Raw genomic sequence first — 22963 nt, forward strand, 5'->3', positions numbered from 1 at the left:
GTCACTTGAACCACGTCCTCGGCGGTCGGGTGCCAGCGGCCGTCGTCGACGTCGCGTCAGGCCTCGCCGAGGTCTCGGAACATCGCACGGTAGTCGTCGGAGGACAGCGACTCGCCGAGGTCGTCGATGTCGGCGTCGAGGTCGTCCAGCCGGTCGACGAGCTCGGCGTACGCCTCGTTGCCCTCGCGCTGGGCGGCGGGTTTCTGTGAGCTGAGCACCGCGCGCTTGCTCGCGAGGGCCGCGGCCTCTTGGACGAGGGTGTCGTACTCGCTGCGGGTGAGAAGGGTGTCGATCGCCGCCAGCAGCTTCGAGCGGCTGACGGGCTTGGTGAGGTAGAGGTCGAACCCCATGCCGATGATGTCGAAGTCGGGCTCGACGGCGGTGACCATCGCGACCCGGCAGTCGTAGCCGGCCTCGCGGATGCGTGCGAGCACGTCGTCGCCGCTCCCGTCCGGGAGTCGGCGGTCGAGAAGCACCACGTCGACGCTCGCGTCGACCCGGTCGATCGCCTCCGCGACGGTCTCGGCGAGGTCGACGTCGTACTCCCCCTCGAGGAAGCCGGCGTACAGCGCGGCGATGTCGGGTTCGTCCTCAACGACGAGGACCGAGGGATCGCTCACCGCCGATCACCGCCGGGGTCGACGGGGGGCGCTTCACCAGGCATATACGAACGGGCGGCGTGTCGAGAAATAAAGCTGTCGCCGTCGATTCGGTCGACCGGCCGCGTCGGATCGTCTTTTATATACTCCCGTCGCTAATGGTGGGACGAATGTCAGAACTCGTCTCCACCGGGGTCGAGGGGCTCGACTCGATCCTTACCGGCGGCATCACGGAGCGGTCGACGGTGCTCGTCTCCGGGAACCCCGGGACCGGAAAGAGCATCTTCGGGATTCAGTACCTCTATCACGGCGTCGCGGAACACGGCGAGCGCGGCGTCTACGTCTCCTTCGAGGAAGACGAGGCGGACATCCGCGGCGCCGCGGAGTCGATCGGTCTCGACGGGTTCGGCGACGCCGTCGACGACGGCGACATCGTGATCTTGGACAAGCGGGAGATGCTCCGCGAGACCGACTTCTCGACGGCGGTCGACCGGCTGCTCGACACCATCGAGGACGGCGAGTTCGACCGGCTCGTGCTCGACTCGCTGTCGATGTTCCAGCTCTTCTTCGACGCCGAACAGGAGAAGCGGACGTACCTCCTGAAGTTCTCCGACATCCTCAAGGCGAACGGGCTGACCTCGCTGCTCATCAACGAACAGGGCGCCGTGTTCCCGGACACGGAGGTCGGGCTGGAGAACTTCCTCACGGACGGGAACATCTACTTCATCCAGACGCCGACGGACTCGGGCGTCAACCGGTACGTCTGGGTGGCGAAGATGCGGAAACAGGACATCGACACCGACATCTTCCCGATGGAGATCGGCGAGGGCGGGATCACCGTCCACGAGCGGGCCGGCGGGTTCTCGATGATGGGGCGGTCCGACGAGCCGTCGTTCTGATTCGGACCGGGGAGAGACCGCGGGTATCGACGGCGCGAAAGGGGAACGGGGTGGTCGCTGCGGCGCTACTGACTCGACGAGAGGTCGCGCCACACGTCGTCGAGCCGGTTCTTCACCGCGGAGCGCTCTTCGACCTCGATCGTGAGCCCGTCGCGGAAGTCGACCTCGACGCCGTCGACCTTCCGGCGGTACACCTTCACGCGGCGGTGTTCGTCCGAGAGCGGACGGTCGTGGAGCTCGAGCAGGTCAGCCTCCTCGAGCTCGTTGATCCGGCGGTAACACGTCGCGATCGGGACGTCGAGCTCGTCGCTCAGGTCCTGCGCGGACATCGCGTCGCCGGTTGCCGTCAGGATGTCCGTGTTGTACTTGTTACCGAGCACCGTGATCAGGTCGTCCCCCACCATTCACGTTATCGCTGTTGATTTTTGCGGCTTAAAAGGATACCGGTGGTTACGGGCGCCACAGATCCCGGGACGAGCCCGCGACGGTGGCCGTATCGGGTTCTGCGACCCCGCGGTCGCGAAAGGCGATGTTATCGCCGGTGATAGCCGCCACCGTGGGTTTATGTGTCGACTCCGAGCAGGCCGGGTATGGAGCTCATCGAGGGGTTGTATCTCGTGACGACCACCGTGTTGGCGGGCGCGAGCGCGACGCTGGCGGCGTTCGCGGTCGCCGCGTACCGGTCGTCGGGCCGCACCGCGATGGCGTACCTGGCCGTCGGCTTCGGGCTCGTCGTCGTCGCGGCGGTCGCGACGCCCGTCGCCGGTTTCCGGACGTCGTTCGCCAACGCGGAGGCGCTGCTTTTGATCAACACCGGGCTGCTGGCGGCGTCGATGGCGCTCGTCGCGGGGAGTCTCGCCGTCTACGAGCCCGGGACGCAGGAGTTCGTGATTCCTGAGTCCGAACTCGCGCGGATCCAAGACCGGTAGCGGCCCTAGAAGGCGCGAAGCGCGGAGCGGGAAGAGGGTTCGTCTCGGCGAATTTTCACGGTTCAAACGCGACGTCCGCCGGTCAGGCTCGACTCTCGATCGACAGTCGCGTCGACAGTCGATCGCCCGGTGTCTGCGCGCCCGTGCATCGACGCCCGGATTATCTGGTCCGATAACCGAGGCGACATATCGTTGATAATTGTAGGAATTATATACTCGTAAATATCTCTATAATCGCATGACTGCAGCGTTTTATCAGGTCGAATAATCGGCACGGAGTCTTTAATAGGGAAATTCCGCACTCAACTGATAACGCCCGCCGGGCAGGCCGGGGGCCAACGCAACACACAATGTTCGAAACCATACTGGACGAGGAAGAGCGCGGTCAAGTGGGGATCGGGACCCTCATCGTGTTCATCGCGATGGTGCTGGTGGCGGCGATCGCCGCCGGCGTCCTGATCAACACGGCCGGCTTCCTCCAGACGCAGGCGGAGGCGACGGGCGAAGAGAGTACATCACAGGTGAGCGACCGGCTACAGGTCGTGAGCCAGTCCGGCATCGTCAACAGCAGCGGCGATCAGATCAACGTCACAGACATTGATTTCGTCGTCGCGAAGGCTCCGGGTGCGGGCAGCATCGATCTCAACCAGACGAGCGTCGAACTCATCGGTGCGAACGGGCAGGAGACGTTCCAGCTCGACGAGATCGGCTCCGAAAACGTCGAGATCTTCACGAGCCCGGACCAGGACACCGTCGTCCTGACGGACAGCAGTGACCGGGCGGAGGTCAGCGTCGACCTCGACGACCAGGTCACGTACGGGAACCTCTCCACCGGCGACCGGCTGTCGGTGACGTTCACGACGGCGTCCGGCGCGACGACGACGACGGAGATTCGCGTGCCGACGACGCTGACGAAGGACCAGACCTCGGTGAGGCTGTAACAATGTTCGAATTTATCAACAACAACGACGAACGCGGCCAAGTTGGTATCGGCACGCTCATCGTGTTCATCGCGATGGTGCTCGTCGCTGCCATCGCCGCCGGTGTGCTGATCAACACCGCCGGCTTCCTGCAATCGCAGGCTGAGGCGACCGGGCAAGAAAGTACGGACCTCGTCTCCGAGCGCATCGACGTCACGAGCACGGTCGGCATCGTGAACGAGACTGACGGTGCCTCGACCGGCGATCTACAGGAGATCCGCGTGGGCGTCGCCGGCGCGGCCGGCTCCAACCAGATCGACTTGAGCTCCGCGACCATACAGGCGGTCGGCCCGAACGGGCAGCGGAACCTGATCTTCACCGACACGAACGTGACCGGTGACTCCGGGACCCCACTGAGCGACCTCTCCGAGGGGTCAAAGATCAGTGCGATACCCGACGGCACGTTCGCGGTCCAGAACTCTTCCGGTAACTTCGTCAACGCGAGCGAAGCAGTCCTGAATGACGAGGAGCGGTTCACCGTCGTGTTCAACCCCGAGACGGAGCCGTTCGGTACCGGTGCAGGGAACGGCGTGTACTTCGGTGAAGGCGACACCTCGTCGCTCGACATCGTCTCGCCCTCGGGCGCGACGACCTCCGTTGAACTCCGTGCCCCCGACCTCTTCAACGAGGACGGCGAAGCGGTCCGGCTCTAACGAGCCTCGAACAGCCCCCTAACTAGCGTCCCGGCGGATCCCTCCGCCCGGAACACCTATTTTCTCGCACCACGACGGCTACTCCATGAGTGACTACGACGCACCGGCGTCCGACCCGGACGCGCCGCCCGCGGACCCCGACGAGCTCGACTTCACCGACGACGAGAGCGTCGTCGAGATCGGGGAAGGGAGGTACGTCGTCGGGACGAACGGCAGGCCCAACGTCGGTCGATCGCGGCCGCAGCGGCGACCCGCCGACGAGTCCGGGTTCACCGCCGCGGACCCCGCGAGCCCCGCGGAGCGCCGCCCGCCGGGCGCGGACCCGCAGGCGAACGCCGCCGGTCCGGGCGTCGCGGATCCCGGTGCGACCGAGGGAGATCGCGGCGCTCGCGGCGACGTCGGCGTCGACCGACAGGCGGTGAGCCGGTGGCTGGCGAGCTCCTTCGACGGCGACGGCTTCACCTACGGGATCGACGCGACGCTCCACGCCGACGGCGACACCAGCCGCCAGCGGATGGTGTCGAACGACGTGACGGCGACGTTCGACTCGCTCGTGACGTGGTTCGCGTCGAACGCGGGCCCGAGCTCGCCGACGCCGGAGGCGCTCGGGCTCCTCCTCGTCGCCTCGGAGACGACCGTCGACGTGCCGCCGGTGGCGATAAAGCGGTTCGCCGCGAGCCGGGGGCTCACGGCGAGCGACAGCATCGGCGACCTCGTCCGCGCCGCGGAGGAGGCGGACGGGTTCCGGATCGAGTGAGGCCGGCGGCGGAAGTTACAGGAATGCCAGCAGCGCCGCGCCGAGCACCCCGAATATCGCGTACAACCCGGCCATCACCTCGCGTTTCAGCGGGCTCCCGAGCGGCTCCGCCGTCAGTCGACGGACCGGCGGGAGGATCGCGATCCCGCCGAGGATCAGGAGGAAGGCGCCGACCTGCGGAACCAGCGTGAGCGCGACGACGATCGTCCCGTACCCCGCGACGTAGCAGCCGCGCCGCCAGAGCTGTTCGCGGTCGGTGAGCTCCTCGGTCGGGACGAAGCCGGCGACGCCGTCACCGCCCGAGTCGCTTCCGCCGCTACCTCCACCTCCGCCGCCCGCCGCCCCCGAGTCGGCGGCGACCTGCCGGGCCTGTTGCTGCACGTACTCGTCGAGCTCCTCGGCGGCCGCCTCGGTCTGGGGGGCGCCGCAGTCGACGCAGTAGCGGGCCTCGTCGTCGATCGACGACTCGCACCGGGGACAGGTCTTCATCCTCATCGGAACGGCACCGCGGTCGGGCTTAACTCTTCGGGGCTCGTCTCCGCGATCGATCCGGCCGCAGTCGGTCGATTCATCGCGATTCGCAGCGCGGCGGTCGGCGCCGGTTCTCCGAGGCGATAATCGGGAGGGTACGCTTTAGTCGCTGAGATCCCGACGATGTAGCAACACGACGGCGCACCGTTCACGCGGTTCGGCCCCGTTGCGACGAGACCGACACCACGATGACCGCCTCGACACCACGATGACCTCCAGAGCTCCACCGGACGGCGCGGATCCGTCCGAGAGGACGACGAGCGCCGGTTCCGGAAGCTGCCGGCGCGAGGAGGTGACGGAGGACGAAAGCGGGGGAGCCGCGCTGCGCGCCTGGCTTTCGACTCTCAGCGTCGTCCTGGTCGCTCTCGCGGTGTGCCTCTCGCTTTTCGGCGCCGCGGCCACGGCCACCGCCGCGGCGACCGTCTCGGAGGAGGACGCGGTGGCGGTCGGGGGAGGCGACGCCGTCTCGGCGATCGAGACCGACGGAGCGGCGGAACGGGGCGACGCCGTCAGTCGCGAGATCGACGGGTCGTTCAGCCGACCGACGTACACCGGGACGGCCGGGGACGTCGTGGAGATCAGACACGCGGTCGACGCCTCGGGGGACGACACAGCCTACCTGCTCGTCGGCGGGAACCGCCTCACCGACTCCGGCGGGACGATCGGTTTCGTCGACGTGCTCCGGGTGAGCGGCGGATCGACGACGATCAACACGCGTCTCATCGGGACGAACGAGAGCGACGTCGACAGCTGCAGCGACGACGACGTGTCCTGCGACCTCGAGTTCAGGAACGGGGACGGCGACGTGATCGCCGATAGCCTCGGGAACCTCTCCGGGGTCGGCTCGACCGGCGCGGGCGGCCTCGCGCGGCCCCTGGTCCCGGAGCGGTACCGGCTCGCGATCACCAACGGCACCTTCGTCGTCCGTGACTCGGGAGCGGTCGATCCGGTCGAGGTGGCCGCGGAGTCCGACCTCGTGTTGCGGGAGCCGTCGTTCCGCGACGAGGTCGAGGTGTTCACGACCGCGGACGCCGACGTGATCGCCGACGGCGAGGAGGGGGACGAATCCGTCGGAGCCCTCAGGGAGAACGGGCTGGACCGCACGGCGGTGACGAAGGGCGACCGCGTCGTGCTCGGCTTCGAGGCGACCGGGATCTGGGGCGCCCTCTCGCACTTCGCGGATCGGCGGTCCGGCGAGTCGGGCGAGGACGGGACCGCGATCGAGGCCGGGACCGCGATCGACCATCGCGTCCTCGTCGACCTCCTCGAGGCCGAGGAGGGCGTCTCGCTGACGGTCCGGCAGACGAACCCCGGCCGGAACGAACGGCGCGCGGAGCTGGACCTCGCGGACGCCGACCCCGACGACGTCACCCTCTTCCTCGCGGAGGCGGAGCAACTCCGACGCGGGGACGCCGACAGGAGCGGGCTGCCCGGTCGGTTCTACCTCGCGATAGACACGAGCGACGGCGGACCGTTCACCGAGGACGTCGAGCCGGGCGACGAGTTCGCGGTCGAGTTCGCCCTGGAGGGGACCGAGAGCGAGCGCTACGCGTTCCGGGACGGGGGGGAACCGCCCGCGGCGTTCGACCCGGCGTCCGCGACGGACGACCGGATCTCGGAGCAGTACCCGTATCACGGGACCGATGACGGTCGGGTCAGCGCCGAGGCGTCGTTCGGCGTCCGGGAGCGGTACCTCCGGTACGACGACGTCACCGACGACGGCGACCTCCTGGTCGAGACCGACGACGGGACGATCACCGGGACGACCTCGATCCTCCCGGTTACGGAGCTGTCGGCGACGATCGTTCGGGACACGAACGAGACCCCGAACCGGACCGAGTCCGAGCTGGCGATCGAGGACGGGAACTTCACCGTGGACAGCGGACTCGCCGGCGTGCCGCCCGGTGCGAGAGCGAGCTACCGACTCTACAGGGGCCAGTCCCTGCAGGACAGCCGGACGGTCATCGTCGTCGAGAACGCCTCGGACCCCGACCGGTTGCGGCTGGCGAACGCGACGACGACGAATCTGACTGTGACCCGCGGCGAGTCGCTGGGGAACCTCTCCGCGGCGGTGCGGAACGTCGGCCAACTGCGGAACAGGGAGCGCCTGACGCTCGACGTCGACGACGGGGAGATCGTCGAGGAGCGACGCGTCACGGTCGCGCCGGGGGACGAACGGAACGAGACGTTCGAGGGGCTCGACGCCGACCTCGAACCGGGCGAGTACCCGTACTCGCTGACCATCGACGGGGACAGGGTCAACGGAACGCTGATCGTGGAGGCCGACCCCGCGGTGACGCGGGTGGACGACGGCGACGCGGACGGTGAGGGAGCGACCGACCAAGCGGGTGACGGCACCGGCGATGCGGAGGACGGCACCGACGGCGGCGGGGAGCCGGACGACACCGACGGCGACGGAAGCTCGGACGGCGGATCCGGGGAGGAATTCGACGACGACGGAGAGGCGCCGGACGAAGGGCCTCCCGACGAGGCGCCGGCGACGCTCCTCCCGTTCGGGATCGGAACGCGCGAGACGTTCGGCGGGACGGTCCTCGTCGGCGCGACGTACATTCTCGGCCACTGGGTCTGAGGGCGGAGGCCGCGGGCGCCGTCAGCGGGGGTCGAGCCGACGCCGGCGTCGGCGGTTCTCATCGCTGAGAACCGCAGGGGAGCCGTTAAGTGATCGCTGCGCCCCGCTTCAGACAACAATGGCAACGCGCGTGCTCATCGCGGACGACTCGGAGTTCATGCGGAACCTCCTTCGGGAGATCCTCGAGGGGGAGTTCGAGATCGTCGGCGAGGCCGAGAACGGCGTGGAGGCGGTCAACATGTACGAGGAGCACGGCCCGGACCTCGTGATGATGGACATCGTGATGCCGATCCGCGACGGGATCGAGGCGACGACGGAGATCCTCGAGGGGAACCCGGAGGCGACGGTGATCATGTGCACCAGCGTGGGCCAGGAGGAGAAGATGAAGGCCGCCATCAAGGCCGGCGCGGAGGGGTACATCACGAAGCCGTTCCAGAAGCCGAACGTGCTCGACGCCATCGGATCGGCGGTATAATGCGGGTCGACGTCCGGGCGCTCGGCGCGTGCAACCGCCTGGCGGAGCGCGGGGCCGAACAGGCCGCCGGCGCGCTCGCCGACCTCACGGGGACCGACCTCGCGGTGGAGGTCACGGGCGCGAGCGTCGCCAGCGGCGAGGACCTCGCCGAGGCGTTCGCGGGCCGCGAGTCGATCGGCGTGAGCGTCGGGCTTCGCGGCGGCCTAGAGGGGGAGGCGGTGCTCGCGTTCGACGCCGCCAACGTCGACGCCCTGCTCTCGCTTTTACCCGGCGGCGCGTCGATGGAGCGCAGCGCGGTGACCGAGGTCGGCAACATCGCGCTCGGCGGCTTCCTCGACGGCTGGGCGAACTACCTCGGGAAGGCGATCGACATGACGCCGCCGCGCTACTTCGAGGCCGACGGCGCCGCCGTCCTCCCGGACGGCGCGCTCGCCGGCGACGGCGTCTTCCTCTTCGAGAGCCGGCTGGACGCGACGACGACCGACCTCGACTTCTCCATCTACATGCTCCCCGACTCCGGGCAGTTCCGGGACCTCGTCGTCGGGAAGACGGCGCCGGCCGCCGCCCCGGGCGCCGAGGCGGCGAGGGAGGGCGCGGCGGAAGGCGACACCGGGAGCACCGCGGTCCCGTACGAGTCGCTGTCGACGTTCGCGTCGCTGGCGAAGCGGGGGTCGGCGAACGCCGCCGACAACATCGCGATGATGACCGGCCTCGACACGACCGTCGACGTGAGCCGGCTGCGGTTCGTCCCGCTCGCGGACGTCCCCGCCGAGGTCGGCGTCGAGCCCCACGCGGGCACCGTCTTCGAGCTGCAGGGGGAGCCGAGCGGCTACCTCGCGATCCTCTTCGAGGAGGAGTCGGCGGCGAAGATAGCGGCGGCGATGCTGCCGAGCGAGCCGGACGAGCCGCTCGGGGGAATGGCGGAGAACGCGCTCTGCGAGCTCGGCAACGTGATGACGAGCGGGTTCATCGACGGCTGGGCGAACGTGCTCGGCACCTCGATCAGCCACTCGCCGCCGGAGTTCGTCCACGACATCGGCTCGGCGGCGATCAGCCCGCTGGTCGCCAAGCTGAGCCGCCGGCAGGACTACGGATTCGTGATCGACGCCGCGATCCAGACGGAGGGCGTGCAGGCGCGCTGCGACGTGTACGCGCTCCCGGACGAGCGCGAACTGGCTCGGGCCCTCGACCGCCTCTCCGAGACGTGAGCCGCCCCTCGTCGTCCCGCGGTCGCGGGTCGCGAGACCGGGACGGCAGCGACGACGAGGGGCGGCGCGGCGACGGCGGCGGGGGGCGCATCAGGGTCGGCGTCGGCGAACTGGCCGTGGCGACCGACGGGGAGACGCTGACGACGAGCGGGCTCGGCTCCTGCGTCGCCGTCGCGCTCGCCGACGAGCGGGCGGGCGTCCGCGGGCTCCTCCACGCGATGTTACCCGCGAGCGACGAGACGCGGACGGCCGCCGCCCGCCGGGGGAAGTACGTCGACGCCGGCATCGACGCGCTCGTCGACGAGCTCGTCGCGGCCGGCGCGGCGCCCGGGCGGCTGGAGGCTCGCGTCGCCGGCGGCGCCGAGATGCTCGACCTCACCGACGCCGTCGGCCCGCGGAACGTCGAGCGAACCGAGCGGTGTCTCGCGTCGGCCGGCGTCCCGATCGTCGCCAGCGACGTCGGCGACGGCGTCGGTCGGACGGTCCGGTTCGGACCGGACGGCGGGCTCGTCGTCCGGGCGGCGGACGGGTTCGAGCGCACCCTGTGAACGCGCCGGTCGGCGCACCCGCCGAGCGGGACGGTCCTCGCCCCGTCACCGGCGGGACACGCGCTTGCAGTCCCCGAGTTCTGTTCTTCTCACTGTTGATATTTTGAGGGGTGAATTGAAGTGTGTTCTGCGGGTCGTACTCGGTAATGGGCCTCGAACTACCGGTGTGGGGAGCTCCAACGGCCGCTTGGGCAGTCGCCACGCTGGGGCTCGTCGGTGCGAGCGTCCTCGACCGCTTCCTCGACGACGGCGGCTCCGACGACGACTCGGGAGGCATGGGCGGCGACGACGACCCCTTCGGCGGCGGAGGGATGGGCGGCGGTGGCGGCATGGGCGGCGGTGGCGGCATGGGCGACGACTTCGACGACTTCGACGGGATGGACGAGTGGGACGACGGCTTCGACGACGGCGGCGGTGGCGGCGGCGCCGACACCGACGAGCTGGAGAAGCGGCTCGACGACTTGGAGAACGAGGTCGCCTCGCTCTCCTCGACGGTGTCCACGGTCCGGTCGGAGAACGAGGAGATCTCGGCCGCGGTCGACGACATCGAGGAGGACGTCAGGAACCTGCTCGACATCTACGAGATGGTCACCCGCGGGATCAACCCCTTCGTCGACGACTCCAGCGGCTTCGACAGCGTCAGCGGCGGCGGCGAGGGGTCGTTCGGGCTCTTCGACGACGACGAGGCGGACGACGGGGGAGACGAGCTCGACGAGGACGTCGCGAACGCGGACGCCGACGGCTTCTTCGACGACGAGATGCTCGACGACGGGTTCGACGACGGCGGCGACGAGTTCGACGAGCTGGACGGGGAACCGGACGACGACCACACGGACGACGGCGACTCCGCCGACGCCTCGTCCGAGGCCGCGGCGGCGGACGAGGGAGACGACATGAACGACGACGGAAAGAGCTTCAGCGAACTGAAAGAGGAGTACGACGCCGGGGAGGCCGACTGGGCCGACGAGGAGGGGGACGACGGCGACGCGGACGAGGACCCGTTCGAGGACGAGGCCGACTCGTTCGACGACGGGGACGACTCGTTCGACGACCTCGGCGACGAGACGGATCCGTTCGACGGCGAGGACGGCTCGTTCGACGACCTCGACGACGGCGTCGACTCGTTCGACGAGGGAGCGGCGAGCGACGCCGAGCCCGCGACGAACGGCCACGAACGAGATCCCGAACCGGAGCCCGAGCCGGCGGCCGAGCGGGCGCGCGGTCCGCAGCCCGGCGGCGACCCGGCCGAGGCGAACGGCGGCGGCTTCGAGTACGTCGGCGAGGACGACCTCTCCGGGAGCCGCGGGAAGCCGTACCTCACGTCGCTTCCCGGCGACTACGTCGGCGATCTCCTCGTGATGGAGTGGCTGGAATTCCTCGTCTCCGAGAGCGACGTCACCGACGCGGTGCGCGCGATCAACTACTACGAGCGCATCGAGTGGGTCGGCCCGGAGGCCGCGGCGCGGCTCCGCGACTTCCTCTCCGGGTTCGGCACGATCGACCGCAACCTCGTCGACCGACCGGGGACCGACCGGCTCGTCCGGGAGCACCACACCCGCAGCCTCCGGTACGTGACCCAGCTCAACGGGACGAGCGGCCACCTCCTGCTGCTCGATCGATGGGACGACCTCGCCGGCGGCTCGCTGGTCGGCGGCGGCCCGCCCCCCGTCGGCGGACGCGACCGCAGTCGTGATCGCGGCCGACGGGAGGACCGCGGCGGTCGGCGGCGCGACGAGCCAGAGGGGCGTCGGCGGGACGACGGCGAGGGGCGCTCCCGCGACGACACCCCGGAGCCCCAGCGCGACGACGCCCCGGAGCGACGGGACGACCGCAGAGCGAACGGCCGCGGCGACGCGGGAGGCCGCGACGGAGTCGCGGATCGCGGCGACGACCGACCCGACGGACGCGATCGGAACGGCGGCTCCCCGCGGCCCATGAACGACCCGAACCCGCGTTCCGACCGCGCCGATCCGGCCGACGGAGGGTGGGGCGATGGGCGTTAGCGTCTCCGCGTCGACGGCCATCATCGTCGCGGGGCTGTTCTTCGCGTTCACCGCGTTCTACCCCGTCGCGGCCAACGGCTTCGACCGCGTCACCGACGCGCAACAGGGGATCCAGGAGCGCTCGCTGGAGCGGCAGAACACCGACTTCGCCGTGACGAACGCGACGTACGACGGCACGACGCTGACGGTCAACGCCACCAACGACGGCTCCGTCGGGCTGGTCGCGAGCGACGCGACGCTCGTCGTCGGCAACGAGTACGTCGACGTGGGCGGGCCGAACGCGACCACGACCGTCGACGGCGACGGCGACACCGAGCTCTGGCTCGGCGGCGAGACGCTGACGGTGACCGTGAACGAGACGGACCTCTCGACCGACGTGGTCGCGAACGAGACCCGCGTCGTCCTCGTGGTCGAGTCCGGGGTCCGCGACGCCGCGGAGGTGAGCGCGTAGATGGCCAGCGTTCCGGTGTCGCACCTCATCCTGTTCATCGCGAGCCTCGTGATCGCCGCCGGCGTCGTCGGCACGATCACGACCGGCGTCGACCGCGTGAGCGCGGCCGTCGAGGACGCCGGGATCGACGCGACCGAGCAGCTCCGGACCGACGTGACGGTCATCTCCGACGCGAGCGCCGGGGTGTACAACGAGAGCGGGAACGAGAACGTGACGCTGCTGATAAAGAACACCGGGACGCAGCGGCTCAACCCCGACGGCTCCGGGATCGACGTCGTCTTCGACGGGAGCTACGTCCCCCCGAGCGCGACGGAGGGGGAGCTCCTCTCCGCCGGCTCGGGCGCGGCGTGGGACCGCGGGGACGTGCTGCGGCTCACGATCGACACCAACCGGTTGGGCGAGACGAACGACGGCCTCGATCCGGGGACGGACCACCGGGTGTACCTCACGGTGAACGGCGACGAGGAGCTGTTCCAGTTCCGCACGGAGGCGAACTGAGATGCCCCGCACCGACAACCTGCTCTCGATCGGACTCGGCGAGCGCGACCGGCTGAACAAGGAGCTCGGCGGGGGGATCCCCCGCGGCAGCATCGTCCTCATGGAGGGCGACTACGGCGCCGGCAAGAGCGCCATCTCCCAGCGGTTCGCCTACGGGCTCGTCGAGGAGGGGGCGTCCGTCACGATGATGTCGACGGAGCTCACCGTCCGCGGGTTCATCGACCAGATGCACTCGCTGGAGTACGACATGGTGAAGCCGCTCCTGAACGAGGAGCTGCTCTTCCTCCACGCCGACTTCGACTCCGGGGGCGCGTTCTCCGACGGCGACGGCGAGCGAAAGGAGCTACTCAAGCGACTGATGAACGCCGAGGCGATGTGGAACTCCGACGTCGTCTTCCTCGACACGTTCGACGCCATCTTCCGGAACGACCCGACGTTCGAGGCGCTCGTCCGGAAGAACGAGGAGCGGCAGGCCGCACTGGAGATCATCTCCTTCTTCCGCGACATCATCTCGCAGGGGAAGGTCGTCGTGCTCACCGTCGACCCCTCGGCGGTCGACGACGACGCCATCGGCCCGTTCCGGTCGATCGCGGACGTGTTCCTCCAGCTGGAGATGATCGAGGTCGGCAACGACATCCGCCGGCAGATCAACGTGAAGCGCTTCGCGGGGATGGGCGAACAGGTCGGGGACACGATCGGGTTCTCGGTCCGGTCGGGCACCGGAATCGTGATCGAGAGCCGCAGCGTCGCGTGATGGCGCCGACCGTCTGCGACGGGACCGCCGTCTCGGGCGGACGAGAGGCGAACGACGGAGCAGAGAGGAGACCATGACCGAACACGGAACCGCGAAACCGTCGGAAGAGCTCCGGAAGGCCGCCATGCGGCGGCCGCACCTCCGGGAACACCTCCGGGAGTTCAAGCAGATCACGGGGGAGTTCCCGCAGTTCATCGAGGAGCCGAAAGACGAGTACGAGTCGAACCGCCCGAACGTCATCTACCCCGTCGGCGGGCCGATCTACAGCCACATCTACGGCGACCTCGGGCAGGACACGAAGTACTACGCCATCGAACCGGAGGTGTCCGGCCCGCAGGCCGAGATCCTCAATCAGGTGAAGAGCCGGCTGCTCTCCGCGAGCGGCCAGCACAGCGCTCCCGACTCGGAGGCGGAGTACGACGACCTCATCGAGGAGCTGTTAGAGGAGGTGACCCACGTCGACGACGGGACCACCGGGTGGCGCCGCGGGCTCTCGAAGATCCGGAACTTCGGGAGGCTCTCCGTCACGGAGGAGACGTACGAGAACATCCGCTACCGGCTCAACCGCGACATCGTCGGGCTCGGCCCCCTCGAACCGGTGATGCGCGACCCGGCCAACGAGGACATCCACGTCATCGGCCCGAAGGAGTGCCACGTCGACCACGGCACCTTCGGCATGCTGGAGACGACCGTCGACTTCGGCACCAAAGGGGAGTTCGACAACTGGCTGCGCAACATGGGCGAGCGGATCGGCGACCCGCTCTCCGACTCCGACCCCATCGTCGACTCCACGCTGCCGGACGGATCGCGTATCAACATCATCTACTCCGACGACGTCTCGCTGAAGGGGTCCTCGCTCACGATCCGACAGGGCGACGAGGTGCCGCTGTCGATCAACCAGATCACCAACTGGGGGACGCTGTCGCCGCAGCTGGCGGCGTACCTCTGGCTCTGTCTGGAGAACGAGCAGACGGTGTTCGTCGTCGGGGAGACGGCGTCCGGGAAGACGACGACGCTGAACGCCATCCTCTCGTACATCCCCGACGACTCGAAGATATACACCGCGGAGGACACCGCCGAGGTCATCCCGCCGCACAGCACCTGGCAGCAGCTGCTGACCCGCGAGGGGGGCGGCGAGGGCAGCTCCGACGTCGACATGTTCGATCTGGTCGCCGCGGCGCTACGGTCGCGTCCCGACTACATCATCGTAGGCGAGGTCCGGGGCGCCGAGGGGCGCATGGCGTTCCAGGCGGCCCAGACCGGCCACCCGGTCATGCTGACGTTCCACGCGTCGGACATCGTCTCGATGATCCAGCGGTTCACCTCCGAGCCGATCAACGTGCCGGAGACGTTCATGGACAACGCGGACGTGGCGCTGTTCCAGAACCGGGTGAAGCAGGGCGACAAGGTGTTGCGCCGGGTGACGAGCGTCCAAGAGATCGAGGGGTACTCCAAGGAGATGGAGGGGGTCGTCACCCGCGAGGTGTTCAGCTGGGACCCCGTCGAAGACGAGATCGTCTTCCAGGGGATGAACAACTCCTACGTGCTCGAAGAGCAGATCGCGACGCTGCTCGGCTACGCCGACACCCGCGACATCTACGACGACCTGGAGTTCCGCGCGGAGCTCATCGAGCGGATGATCCAGGAGGGCATCTTGGGCTACCACGAGGTGAACGACGCGATCAACTCCTTCCAGCGCGACGGCGTCGAGGGGCTCCCCTTCGACATGCACCGGAACGTCAGGTGATCGCGGCGATGGTCGAGTCGACCGGGACGGCGGAGATGAAGGGGGTCGTACGGTAGCATGTCGGTGAAAGGGGTCGGCAACGGGCTCGCGACCGCGGCCGAGTTGACCTCGGCGGTCATGGAGTCGTACGACAGGCTCGACATCTCGAAGCGGAAGTACGTCGGGCTCGTGTTGCTCCCCGCGGTGCTCGTCTTCGCCGCGAGCGTCGTCGGCCTGTTCGTCCTCCCCCTGCCGTTCGCGGCGCGGGTCCCCGTCCCGATGTTCGGCGGGCTCGTGCTGGTCGCGGCGGTGATCTACCCGAAGATCTACCTCTCCAGCTTAGAGAACCAGATCGACAACCAGCTCCACCTCGTGATGACGCACATGACCGTGCTGTCGACGACGAACATCGACCGCATGGAGGTGTTCCGGACCTTGGCGAACGAGGAGGAGTACGGGGTCGCCGCCGAGGAGATCGCCCGCGTCGTCCACCTCGTCGACACGTGGAACCAGAGCCTCGACGACGCGTGTCGCCGGCGGGCCGAGGAGGTCCCCTCCGACGCGATGGCCGACTTCTTCGACCGCCTCGGCTACACGATGGGGGCGGGCCAGTCGCTAGAGGAGTTCCTCGTCTCCGAGCAGGACGTCATGCTCGCGAAGTACGAGACGGTGTACGAGTCCTCGCTGGCGAACTTAGAGGTGATGAAGGACCTGTACATGTCGATGATCCTCTCGATGACGTTCGCCCTCGTCTTCGCCATCGTCCTCCCGATCCTCACCGGGAACGACCCGACGGCGACGGTGGCGGCCGTCATCGTCCTGTTCGTCTTCGTCCAGCTCGGCTTCTACGCGATGATCCGGGCGACCTCCCCGTACGACCCGATCTGGTTCCACCCGGAGGAGCGCGCGCCGGGCGACCTGAAGCTGTGGGCGTCGCTCGGGGTCGGCGGCGGGCTCTCCTTCCTGATCATCGGGATCACCGCGGCCGGGATGTTCGGCTACGGCCCCGGGCTCCCCGGCCTGCTCTGGTTCGTCGACGACGTCCGGCTCCCGCTGTACCTCGCGGTCCCCATCTCGCCGCTGATCGTCACCGGAATCGTCCTCCGGAAGGAGGAACGGATGATCACGGCCCGCGACGGCGAGTTCCCCTCCTTCGTCCGGGCGCTCGGGGCCACCGAGAGCGCCAAGCAGTCGACGACGACGGACGTGTTGACGACGCTGCGCGACAAGAACTTCGGCGACCTCTCGCCCGCCATCGAGCGCCTCTACCGCCGGCTCAACATGCGCATCAGCACCGAGGGCGCATGGGAGCAGTTCACGTACGACACGCGGTCGTACCTCATCCAGAAGTTCTCCGAGATGTACCTCGTCGGCCGGCGGATGGGCGGGGACCCGAAGATGCTCGGCGAGCTGATATCGAAGAACATGAACGCCGTGAACCAGCTCCGCGAGCAGCGGCGGCAGGCGGCGATGACGTTCATCGGGCTGCTGTACGGGATCACGGCGGCGGCGACGTTCGCCTTCTTCATCGGGTTGGAGATCGTCGCGATCTTGGCGGATCTCACGGCCGACTTCGGACTTGAACAGATGGACATCGGCCAGATCGTCTACCCCGGCGCGTACGACATCCCGCTGATCGAGTACCTGCTGCTCACGGTGGTTCTGTTCAACGCCGCGCTCTCCTCGCAGATGATCCGGCGGATCGACGGCGGCAACCCCGCGAACGGGTACATCCACTTCGTCCTGCTGACGTGGCTCGGCGCGGCGACGGCGATCGCGACCCGGACGCTGGTGAACGCGATCTTATCGATTTAACGTCGGACAGAGCGCTCGCGTCGCGTGACTGGTCGTACCGGTTCGGTAGCCGCGTCTCAAGCCGCTTCGATAGCCACGTTTGTCGGAGTCGGATTTTCGATGTTGTCGCCGACCGGACACCGCTGCTCGACTTCCGCGGCCAACGCCTCCAGCGCTTCCTCGTCGGCGTCGGACTCGACTTCGATGCGCACGTCGATCTCCTGATATCCCGCTCGGGGGTCCTCGTCGATGCCCAGGAATTTCCGGGGGTCGAGGTCGCCTTCGATATCTATCGAGACGTTTTCGAGGTCGATTCCGCGCTCTTCGCCGACGGTGTGCACCACGACGTTGAGACAGCCGGCCCACGCACCGATGAGGTATTCGACGGGGTTCGGTCCGTCGTTCGTCCCCCCGAGCGACGACGGCTCATCGACGACGAACGCGAACTCGCGTGCCTCGACGACCGTCTTCGTTTCGCTCTCGCTCTCGGCCGATACTGCGAACCGCTCGGTGTGACCTGCCTCGCTCATAGATTCATTCGACGGGACGTCACCGCTTCAAGCGACCGGCAGTGGGCATATACGCTGACGTCCGTGACGTTCGTTGGTCAGCCGATTCGCCGTCGAAAGCGGCTCATACTATCGATACTGCGTATCTTGGGACCTGTCAGAGGTCGTTCATCGCGGCAAGTATTGAGAGCGGAGCAGAGCGTTCGCTGCTGGCTACCCCTCGAACAGCGTCGGCTCGGGCACCTCCTCGTCCGCCGCCTCGCGCCACGACCGACTCGGATTCCACCCGAACAGCCGCTCGGCCTTCGCGACCGCGTACGCGCCTCGGTCGTCGCCCTCGGAGAGGACGTTGCCGTCGATCGCGCAGTCGGCCGGGATCTCTCCGTACGACTCGCGCAGGAGGTCGAGCAGGGGGCGACCGAGCGCGTTGTCGGCCGCGACGCAGTTGACCGCCTCGTGGGCGCCGGACGTCACGGCCGGGTCCGACCCTCCCGTCCCCGCGAGCGCGGCGGCGACGAGGTCGGCGACGTCGCGGGCGTCGACGTACGACCAGAAGTTGCCGGCGCCGGCGTCGAGGTCGTCGACGTACCCGTCGCTCCGGCAGGCGTACGCGCCGGGGAACTGGATCCACGACGGTCGGATCGAGACCGCGGGGACGCCCTCGCGGCGCGCGACCGCGCCGGCGGCCGCTTCCGCCGTCACCTTCGAGAGCCCGTACGGGTCCTCGGGGCGGAGAGGGTGATCCTCGGTGATCGGGAGCTCGTCCGGGAACGGCGTCGGGTCGGCAAAGAAGAAGCCGTACGCGCCGTCGCTCGACGCCTGCACGATCCGGGCGTCGGCGCGGCCGGCGGCGTCGAGGACGTTCTTCGCGGCGTGAACGTTCGTCTCGAACACGCGCCCGTCGGGGTGGGTGCCCGCGACCGGGATCGCCGCCCAGTGGACGACCGCGTCGGGGTCGACCGCGTGGACGACGTCGAGCGCCTCCCCGCGGTCGGCGAGGTCGGCGGCGCGGAACGAGACGTGCGGGGCCGGGTCGGCGTCGAGGCCCGGGTGGTCGTAGTCGACGACGACGACCTCGTGGTCGCCGGCGAGTCGGTCGACGACCCAGCGCCCGGAGGCGCCGCGGCCGCCGGTGACGAGGACGGTCTCCATGCGTGCGGGTCGCCCGCGGCGGGGGAAAAGCGCACCGTCGTCGCGTCGCGGGCGGGCGGGACCGATCGTCGTCGGGCGACCGCACGGCCGCGGCGGCCTGCCGGGAACCCCGGCAGGCTTTAATCCGGCGAACGGTAAACCCGGAGTATGGAATGGAAGACCGACTGGGGACTCCGTGGACGCATGGGGTTCACGATGTTCCTGCTGTTCGCCCTCTACGTCGTGTTCATCGGCGTCCTCATCGAGGTGTTCAATGTCGGGATCATCTTCACGCTCGCGATGTTCGGCGCGTTCTCGTTCGCCCAGTACTTCTTCAGCGACAAGCTCGCCCTGCGGAGCATGGGCGCCCGCGAGGTGAGCGCCGACGAGTACCCGGACCTCCACCGCCGGATCGAACGCCTGAGCCAGCAGGCCGACCTCCCGAAGCCGACGGTCGCCGTCGCGGACACGCAGGTGCCGAACGCGTTCGCGACCGGCCGGAACAAGAAGAACGCGACCGTCGCGGTGACGACCGGGCTGCTTCGGTCGTTAGACGAGGACGAGCTCGACGGCGTGCTCGCGCACGAGCTCGCGCACGTGAAGAACCGCGACGTGATGGTGATGACCATCGCCTCGTTCCTCTCGACGATCGCCTTCTTCATCGTCCGATGGGGATGGTTGTTCAGCGGGAACAACCGACAGGGCGCGCCGGTCATCGTCGCCATCGTCGTCTCGATCCTCGTCTGGATCGTCTCGTTCCTGCTGATCCGGGCGCTCTCGCGGTACCGCGAGTACACCGCCGACCGCGGCGCCGCGCTGATCACGGGGAAGCCCGGCGCGCTCGCGTCGGCCCTGATGACTATCGACGGGCGGATGGACCGCGTCCCGGAGGAGGACCTCCGGCAGGAGGCGGAGATGAACGCGTTCTTCATCATCCCGATCCGCTCCGGCTTCATCGGCAAGATCGCCTCGACGCACCCGTCGACCGAGAACCGCGTCGAGCGGCTCCGCGAGCTCGAACGCGAGATGGAGACCGCCTGAGTCGGCGGGATCGATCGGTCGCGGTCCGGCGGCCGGTCGGGTGAGCCGTCCGGACCCGGCAAACGCGAACGCGAAGTGCGCCGTTTTTGTCGTCGGGCCGAGCACGGCAGCCATGGGTCTGCTCGCCGATCCGACGAAGCGACGCTGGCTCGGGTGGGGGTCGCTCGCGGTCGTCTTCCTGCTCGTCAACGTGCACCGGCTCTCGACGGCGGTGCTGTCCGAGCAGCTGATCGACGCGTTCGGCATCACGGCGGCGCAGCTCGGGACGCTGCACGCCTCCTTCTTCATCATCTACGCCGCCGTCCAGATCCCGACCGGCGTGCTGGCGGACCGGTACGGCGCGCGGTACGTCGGGGCCGCGGGCGCGGTCGTGCTCAGCGTCGGCGCGATCGGCTTCACGCTCAGCGGGAGCTACCTCTCGGCGTTCCTCTTCCGCGGGGCGATCGGGCTCGGGAGCGGTGTGATCTTCGTCTCCACGCTCCGCTTCTGCGCGAACTGGTTCCGCGTCGACGAGTTCGCGACGATGACGGGCGTGACGACCGGTATCGCCGGGCTCGGCGCGATCTTCGCCACGGTGCCCCTGGCGGTCGCCATCGACCGCGTCGGCTGGCGTCCGACGGTGCTCGCGCTCGCGGCCGTCGGCTTCCTCGCGGCCGTGGCCGTCTTCGCGCTCGTGCGTCGATCGCCGCGCGACGCCGGGCTCGACCCGATCGAGAACGTCCCGGAGCAGCCGTCGATAACGCTCGACGAGACCGTCGGGCACCTGCGCGCGCTGCTGTCCGACCCCGACCAGTGGCTGCTCTCGGTCGTGTTCTTCTCGGCGATGGGCTCGATCCTCACCGTGATCGGCCTGTGGGGCGTCCCGTATCTCGTCGTCGTCTACGGGCTCGACGTGACGACCGCCTCGTCGTTCACGCTCGTCGGGGCGATCGGCATGCTGCTCGGCGCGCCGGCGACGGGGCGCGTCTCGGATCGGCTCGGGACGCGTCTGGGCCCGATGATCGCCGGACTCGGTCTGTTCACGCTCGTGCTCGGAGTCGTCCCCGTCTTCGGCGACCCGCCGCTTCCCGTCGTCGGCGCGACGTTCTTCCTGATCGGGTTCAGCCTCGGGTTCGTCATGCTCGCGCTCCCGATCATCAAGGAGAAGTACCCGGCCGGCGCGAGCGGGGTCGCCACGGCGACCGTGAACGGGGCCGGATTCGTCGGCGGCGCGGTCCTCCCGACGGCCATGGGGTTCGTCCTCGACGGCTACCGGACGGGCGACGTCGTCTCCGGGGCCGTCGCCTACACCGAGCTCGGCTACCGGATCGCCTTCTCGCTCACGACGGTCGCCGTCGGCCTCGCCTTCTGCAGCGCCGTCTGGCTCGCCGTCCGAGAGCGACGGCGACCGAGCGCGGGCGGTCGGTGAAGCCCCGGACGCGCTTCCGCCGTCCCGGTCGGTGATCCCGCGATAGTTCGAGATAGTACCAAAACTACATACACTCACTCATTTTGAGGCATAGGCCGATAGAGTACGACCGGAGACAGGAGATCCGAGATGAGTCCGCGAGCAGACGGTGAGAGTCCGACTCGCTCTTCGAACGAACGGGGCGAGCGGGCTCGGCAGAATGAATCGAACGCTCGGATGAAATCGGGATGGGGCGGCAATATTTAAATAAAACATGGATAATAGATCGATCTGTCACTTCAAAGCGCCGCCGTGAGGCGTCCGTGATCGATGCCGACGCACTCCGGGAACGCGTGCGACGGCCTCTCCACCGGCGAGCGCTCGCGGAACGAGCTAGTACGAAGTTTACGAGATGTGAGCGTATTTTCGATACATCAGATTGTAGTTATATTCTCGTGGCGGAGCTTCGGTCGAGATACGCGGGCGCGGATCGGCCCTCGCTGGAAACGGTCGGCGTCCGAGTGAGGTCAGAATAACAACAGTACTCGTGTTAGTCGAAGCCGCGACGGAGCGCAGGCGGGCGGTCGTCGGACGGCGGACCATCGCATTCGAGCACGTCGAACGGAGAAACGGCCGCGAACGGCCTCAGTCCGGCGCTACGAGTGCGCGATGTTGAGTTCGAGTTCGTTCGCCGCGCCGAGGAGGAGATCCGGTATCTCGGACTCGAGTCGGTCCCCGTTCAGGCGATGAGAGGGCCCGGTGACGCTGAGCCCGCCGATCACCTCGCCGTCGGGGCCGCAGATGGCGACGCCGACGGCGTGGGTCCCGCGAAGCGACTCCTCCCTGTTGAAGAAGTAGCCGCGCTCGCGCCCCGCCTCGATCTCCGCGCGGAGCTCGTCCGGGTCGGTGATGGTGTGTTCCGTCACCGGATCGAACGACATGCGTTCGAACATGTCGGACAGCTCTGACTCGGGCAGCTCGGCGAGGATCGCCTTCCCGGCCGACGCCGCGTACAGGGGGATGCGACTGCCGATACCGGGGTCGGTGCGGACCGCTTGGTCCCCGACGGCCCGCGCGAGGTACACCGCCTTCCCGTGTTCCTCGACGAAGAACTGAGCCCGCTCCCCGGTGACCGCCGCGATCTCCTCGACTTTCTGGCGGACGAGGTCGTACCCGCGGTAGCTGCTCCGGGCCGTGACGCCGACCTCGAGGAACCGGAGCCCGACGTGGTAGCCGCCGTCGCGCCGGACGACGTAGCCGAGGTCCTCCAGCGTGTGGAGGTGGCGGTGCACCGTGCTCTTCGCGTAGTCGAGCTCGGCCGCCAGCTCGGCCAGCGACGCGCCGTCGTTGTCGACGAGCCGTTGCACGACGTCGAACATCGTTTCGGCGGTCCGTACCGCGTCTCGTTCCGGCTCGTCGGCGCCTGTCGGCCGTTCGTCCATACACACGCGTCGGACTCCGGCCACATAAGCGTTCGATTCCGTCGAACGCGTACTGACG

23 protein-coding genes are annotated in these 22963 nt (G+C 68.5%); 17 read left to right on the forward strand and 6 right to left on the reverse strand.

The window, feature by feature from the left end:
* Window positions 1-56 precede the first annotated feature (56 nt).
* A complete protein-coding gene (locus tag FGM06_RS06545; RefSeq protein ID WP_144798304.1) occupies window positions 57-620 on the reverse strand; it encodes a HalX domain-containing protein in 564 nt (187 codons plus the stop codon).
* A 149-nt stretch (window positions 621-769) separates the two neighbouring features.
* Between FGM06_RS06545 and FGM06_RS06550 the strand changes: the two genes are divergently transcribed.
* Entirely contained in the window at window positions 770-1498 is a 729-nt protein-coding gene (locus FGM06_RS06550) for an RAD55 family ATPase (RefSeq protein WP_144798305.1), read from the forward strand.
* A 65-nt stretch (window positions 1499-1563) separates the two neighbouring features.
* On the opposite strand, the gene FGM06_RS06555 is transcribed toward FGM06_RS06550, so the two are convergent.
* Window positions 1564-1902: a helix-turn-helix domain-containing protein gene (locus tag FGM06_RS06555; protein ID WP_123113422.1), complete on the reverse strand. Its 339-nt coding sequence runs from the start codon at window positions 1900-1902 to the stop codon at window positions 1564-1566.
* A gap of 186 nt (window positions 1903-2088) precedes the next feature.
* Here FGM06_RS06555 and FGM06_RS06560 point away from each other — a divergent pair, with 186 nt between their 5' ends.
* The 4 genes from FGM06_RS06560 (at window position 2089) to FGM06_RS06575 (ending at window position 4817) form a co-directional block, all read left to right on the forward strand.
* Complete coding sequence (locus FGM06_RS06560; protein ID WP_144798306.1) at window positions 2089-2427, forward strand: hypothetical protein; 339 nt, start codon at window positions 2089-2091, stop codon at window positions 2425-2427.
* Between the two features lie 350 nt (window positions 2428-2777).
* Window positions 2778-3368 carry an archaellin/type IV pilin N-terminal domain-containing protein gene (locus tag FGM06_RS06565; protein ID WP_144798307.1) on the forward strand — a complete coding sequence of 197 codons (591 nt, stop codon included), beginning with the start codon at window positions 2778-2780 and terminating at the stop codon, window positions 3366-3368.
* A 2-nt stretch (window positions 3369-3370) separates the two neighbouring features.
* Complete coding sequence (locus FGM06_RS06570; protein WP_144798308.1) at window positions 3371-4060, forward strand: archaellin/type IV pilin N-terminal domain-containing protein; 690 nt, start codon at window positions 3371-3373, stop codon at window positions 4058-4060.
* Between the two features lie 85 nt (window positions 4061-4145).
* Window positions 4146-4817 (forward strand): DUF7500 family protein, encoded by a 672-nt coding sequence (locus tag FGM06_RS06575; protein WP_144798309.1) that lies wholly within the window; start codon window positions 4146-4148, stop codon window positions 4815-4817.
* A gap of 15 nt (window positions 4818-4832) precedes the next feature.
* On the opposite strand, the gene FGM06_RS06580 is transcribed toward FGM06_RS06575, so the two are convergent.
* Window positions 4833-5306 (reverse strand): zinc ribbon domain-containing protein, encoded by a 474-nt coding sequence (locus FGM06_RS06580; protein ID WP_144798310.1) that lies wholly within the window; start codon window positions 5304-5306, stop codon window positions 4833-4835.
* Between the two features lie 250 nt (window positions 5307-5556).
* Here FGM06_RS06580 and FGM06_RS06585 point away from each other — a divergent pair, with 250 nt between their 5' ends.
* The 10 genes from FGM06_RS06585 to flaJ all read left to right on the forward strand — a co-directional run bounded on the left by FGM06_RS06585 (window position 5557) and on the right by flaJ (window position 17416).
* Window positions 5557-7938, forward strand: coding sequence for a BGTF surface domain-containing protein (locus FGM06_RS06585; RefSeq protein ID WP_206668671.1), 2382 nt, complete (start codon window positions 5557-5559; stop codon window positions 7936-7938).
* 118 nt (window positions 7939-8056) lie between these two features.
* Window positions 8057-8413, forward strand: coding sequence for a chemotaxis protein CheY (cheY, locus tag FGM06_RS06590; protein WP_144798311.1), 357 nt, complete (start codon window positions 8057-8059; stop codon window positions 8411-8413).
* Window positions 8413-9621: a chemotaxis protein CheC gene (locus FGM06_RS06595; RefSeq protein ID WP_144798312.1), complete on the forward strand. Its 1209-nt coding sequence runs from the start codon at window positions 8413-8415 to the stop codon at window positions 9619-9621. The genes cheY and FGM06_RS06595 overlap by 1 nt, the downstream gene beginning before the upstream one ends.
* Window positions 9618-10169, forward strand: coding sequence for a chemotaxis protein CheD (locus tag FGM06_RS06600; protein WP_144798313.1), 552 nt, complete (start codon window positions 9618-9620; stop codon window positions 10167-10169). The genes FGM06_RS06595 and FGM06_RS06600 overlap by 4 nt, the downstream gene beginning before the upstream one ends.
* 146 nt (window positions 10170-10315) lie before the next feature.
* Window positions 10316-12172, forward strand: coding sequence for a FlaD/FlaE family flagellar protein (locus FGM06_RS06605; protein ID WP_144798314.1), 1857 nt, complete (start codon window positions 10316-10318; stop codon window positions 12170-12172).
* Entirely contained in the window at window positions 12162-12623 is a 462-nt protein-coding gene (locus FGM06_RS06610) for a flagellin (RefSeq protein ID WP_144798315.1), read from the forward strand. The genes FGM06_RS06605 and FGM06_RS06610 overlap by 11 nt, the downstream gene beginning before the upstream one ends.
* Window positions 12624-13121 (forward strand): flagellar protein G, encoded by a 498-nt coding sequence (locus FGM06_RS06615; protein ID WP_144798316.1) that lies wholly within the window; start codon window positions 12624-12626, stop codon window positions 13119-13121.
* Between the two features lies 1 nt (window position 13122).
* Window positions 13123-13875 (forward strand): ATPase domain-containing protein, encoded by a 753-nt coding sequence (locus FGM06_RS06620; RefSeq protein WP_144798317.1) that lies wholly within the window; start codon window positions 13123-13125, stop codon window positions 13873-13875.
* A gap of 73 nt (window positions 13876-13948) precedes the next feature.
* Entirely contained in the window at window positions 13949-15622 is a 1674-nt protein-coding gene (locus FGM06_RS06625; RefSeq protein ID WP_144798318.1) for a type II/IV secretion system ATPase subunit, read from the forward strand.
* A gap of 57 nt (window positions 15623-15679) precedes the next feature.
* Complete coding sequence (gene flaJ, locus FGM06_RS06630) at window positions 15680-17416, forward strand: archaellar assembly protein FlaJ (protein WP_144798319.1); 1737 nt, start codon at window positions 15680-15682, stop codon at window positions 17414-17416.
* Between the two features lie 56 nt (window positions 17417-17472).
* Here the strand turns inward: flaJ and FGM06_RS06635 are convergent, their stop codons facing one another.
* Together FGM06_RS06635 and FGM06_RS06640 are read right to left on the reverse strand one after the other, a co-directional pair.
* A complete protein-coding gene (locus FGM06_RS06635; RefSeq protein WP_144798320.1) occupies window positions 17473-17925 on the reverse strand; it encodes an OsmC family protein in 453 nt (150 codons plus the stop codon).
* Between the two features lie 192 nt (window positions 17926-18117).
* On the reverse strand, window positions 18118-19056 hold the full coding sequence (locus FGM06_RS06640) for an NAD-dependent epimerase/dehydratase family protein (RefSeq protein WP_144798321.1): 939 nt from the start codon (window positions 19054-19056) through the stop codon (window positions 18118-18120).
* Between the two features lie 147 nt (window positions 19057-19203).
* Between FGM06_RS06640 and htpX the strand changes: the two genes are divergently transcribed.
* Together htpX and FGM06_RS06650 are read left to right on the forward strand one after the other, a co-directional pair.
* Complete coding sequence (gene htpX / locus FGM06_RS06645) at window positions 19204-20076, forward strand: zinc metalloprotease HtpX (RefSeq protein ID WP_144798322.1); 873 nt, start codon at window positions 19204-19206, stop codon at window positions 20074-20076.
* Window positions 20077-20188: 112 nt separating this feature from the next.
* Entirely contained in the window at window positions 20189-21484 is a 1296-nt protein-coding gene (locus tag FGM06_RS06650) for an MFS transporter (protein WP_144798323.1), read from the forward strand.
* 635 nt (window positions 21485-22119) lie between these two features.
* Here the strand turns inward: FGM06_RS06650 and FGM06_RS06655 are convergent.
* A complete protein-coding gene (locus FGM06_RS06655; protein WP_144798324.1) occupies window positions 22120-22905 on the reverse strand; it encodes an IclR family transcriptional regulator in 786 nt (261 codons plus the stop codon).
* Window positions 22906-22963 lie beyond the last annotated feature (58 nt).

The organism is Halorubrum depositum (assembly GCF_007671725.1).
Classification (GTDB): domain Archaea; phylum Halobacteriota; class Halobacteria; order Halobacteriales; family Haloferacaceae; genus Halorubrum; species Halorubrum depositum.

Coding starts and splice junctions, on each gene's coding strand:
- FGM06_RS06550 (WP_144798305.1), top strand. CDS start 770: ATGTCAGAACTCGTCTCCACCGGGGTCGAGGGGCTCGACTCGATCCTT.
- FGM06_RS06555 (WP_123113422.1), bottom strand. CDS start 1,902: ATGGTGGGGGACGACCTGATCACGGTGCTCGGTAACAAGTACAACACG.
- FGM06_RS06560 (WP_144798306.1), top strand. CDS start 2,089: ATGGAGCTCATCGAGGGGTTGTATCTCGTGACGACCACCGTGTTGGCG.
- FGM06_RS06565 (WP_144798307.1), top strand. CDS start 2,778: ATGTTCGAAACCATACTGGACGAGGAAGAGCGCGGTCAAGTGGGGATC.
- FGM06_RS06570 (WP_144798308.1), top strand. CDS start 3,371: ATGTTCGAATTTATCAACAACAACGACGAACGCGGCCAAGTTGGTATC.
- FGM06_RS06575 (WP_144798309.1), top strand. CDS start 4,146: ATGAGTGACTACGACGCACCGGCGTCCGACCCGGACGCGCCGCCCGCG.
- FGM06_RS06580 (WP_144798310.1), bottom strand. CDS start 5,306: ATGAAGACCTGTCCCCGGTGCGAGTCGTCGATCGACGACGAGGCCCGC.
- FGM06_RS06585 (WP_206668671.1), top strand. CDS start 5,557: ATGACCTCCAGAGCTCCACCGGACGGCGCGGATCCGTCCGAGAGGACG.
- cheY (WP_144798311.1), top strand. CDS start 8,057: ATGGCAACGCGCGTGCTCATCGCGGACGACTCGGAGTTCATGCGGAAC.
- FGM06_RS06595 (WP_144798312.1), top strand. CDS start 8,413: ATGCGGGTCGACGTCCGGGCGCTCGGCGCGTGCAACCGCCTGGCGGAG.
- FGM06_RS06605 (WP_144798314.1), top strand. CDS start 10,316: ATGGGCCTCGAACTACCGGTGTGGGGAGCTCCAACGGCCGCTTGGGCA.
- FGM06_RS06610 (WP_144798315.1), top strand. CDS start 12,162: ATGGGCGTTAGCGTCTCCGCGTCGACGGCCATCATCGTCGCGGGGCTG.
- FGM06_RS06615 (WP_144798316.1), top strand. CDS start 12,624: ATGGCCAGCGTTCCGGTGTCGCACCTCATCCTGTTCATCGCGAGCCTC.
- FGM06_RS06620 (WP_144798317.1), top strand. CDS start 13,123: ATGCCCCGCACCGACAACCTGCTCTCGATCGGACTCGGCGAGCGCGAC.
- FGM06_RS06625 (WP_144798318.1), top strand. CDS start 13,949: ATGACCGAACACGGAACCGCGAAACCGTCGGAAGAGCTCCGGAAGGCC.
- flaJ (WP_144798319.1), top strand. CDS start 15,680: ATGTCGGTGAAAGGGGTCGGCAACGGGCTCGCGACCGCGGCCGAGTTG.
- FGM06_RS06635 (WP_144798320.1), bottom strand. CDS start 17,925: ATGAGCGAGGCAGGTCACACCGAGCGGTTCGCAGTATCGGCCGAGAGC.
- FGM06_RS06640 (WP_144798321.1), bottom strand. CDS start 19,056: ATGGAGACCGTCCTCGTCACCGGCGGCCGCGGCGCCTCCGGGCGCTGG.
- htpX (WP_144798322.1), top strand. CDS start 19,204: ATGGAATGGAAGACCGACTGGGGACTCCGTGGACGCATGGGGTTCACG.
- FGM06_RS06650 (WP_144798323.1), top strand. CDS start 20,189: ATGGGTCTGCTCGCCGATCCGACGAAGCGACGCTGGCTCGGGTGGGGG.
- FGM06_RS06655 (WP_144798324.1), bottom strand. CDS start 22,905: ATGGACGAACGGCCGACAGGCGCCGACGAGCCGGAACGAGACGCGGTA.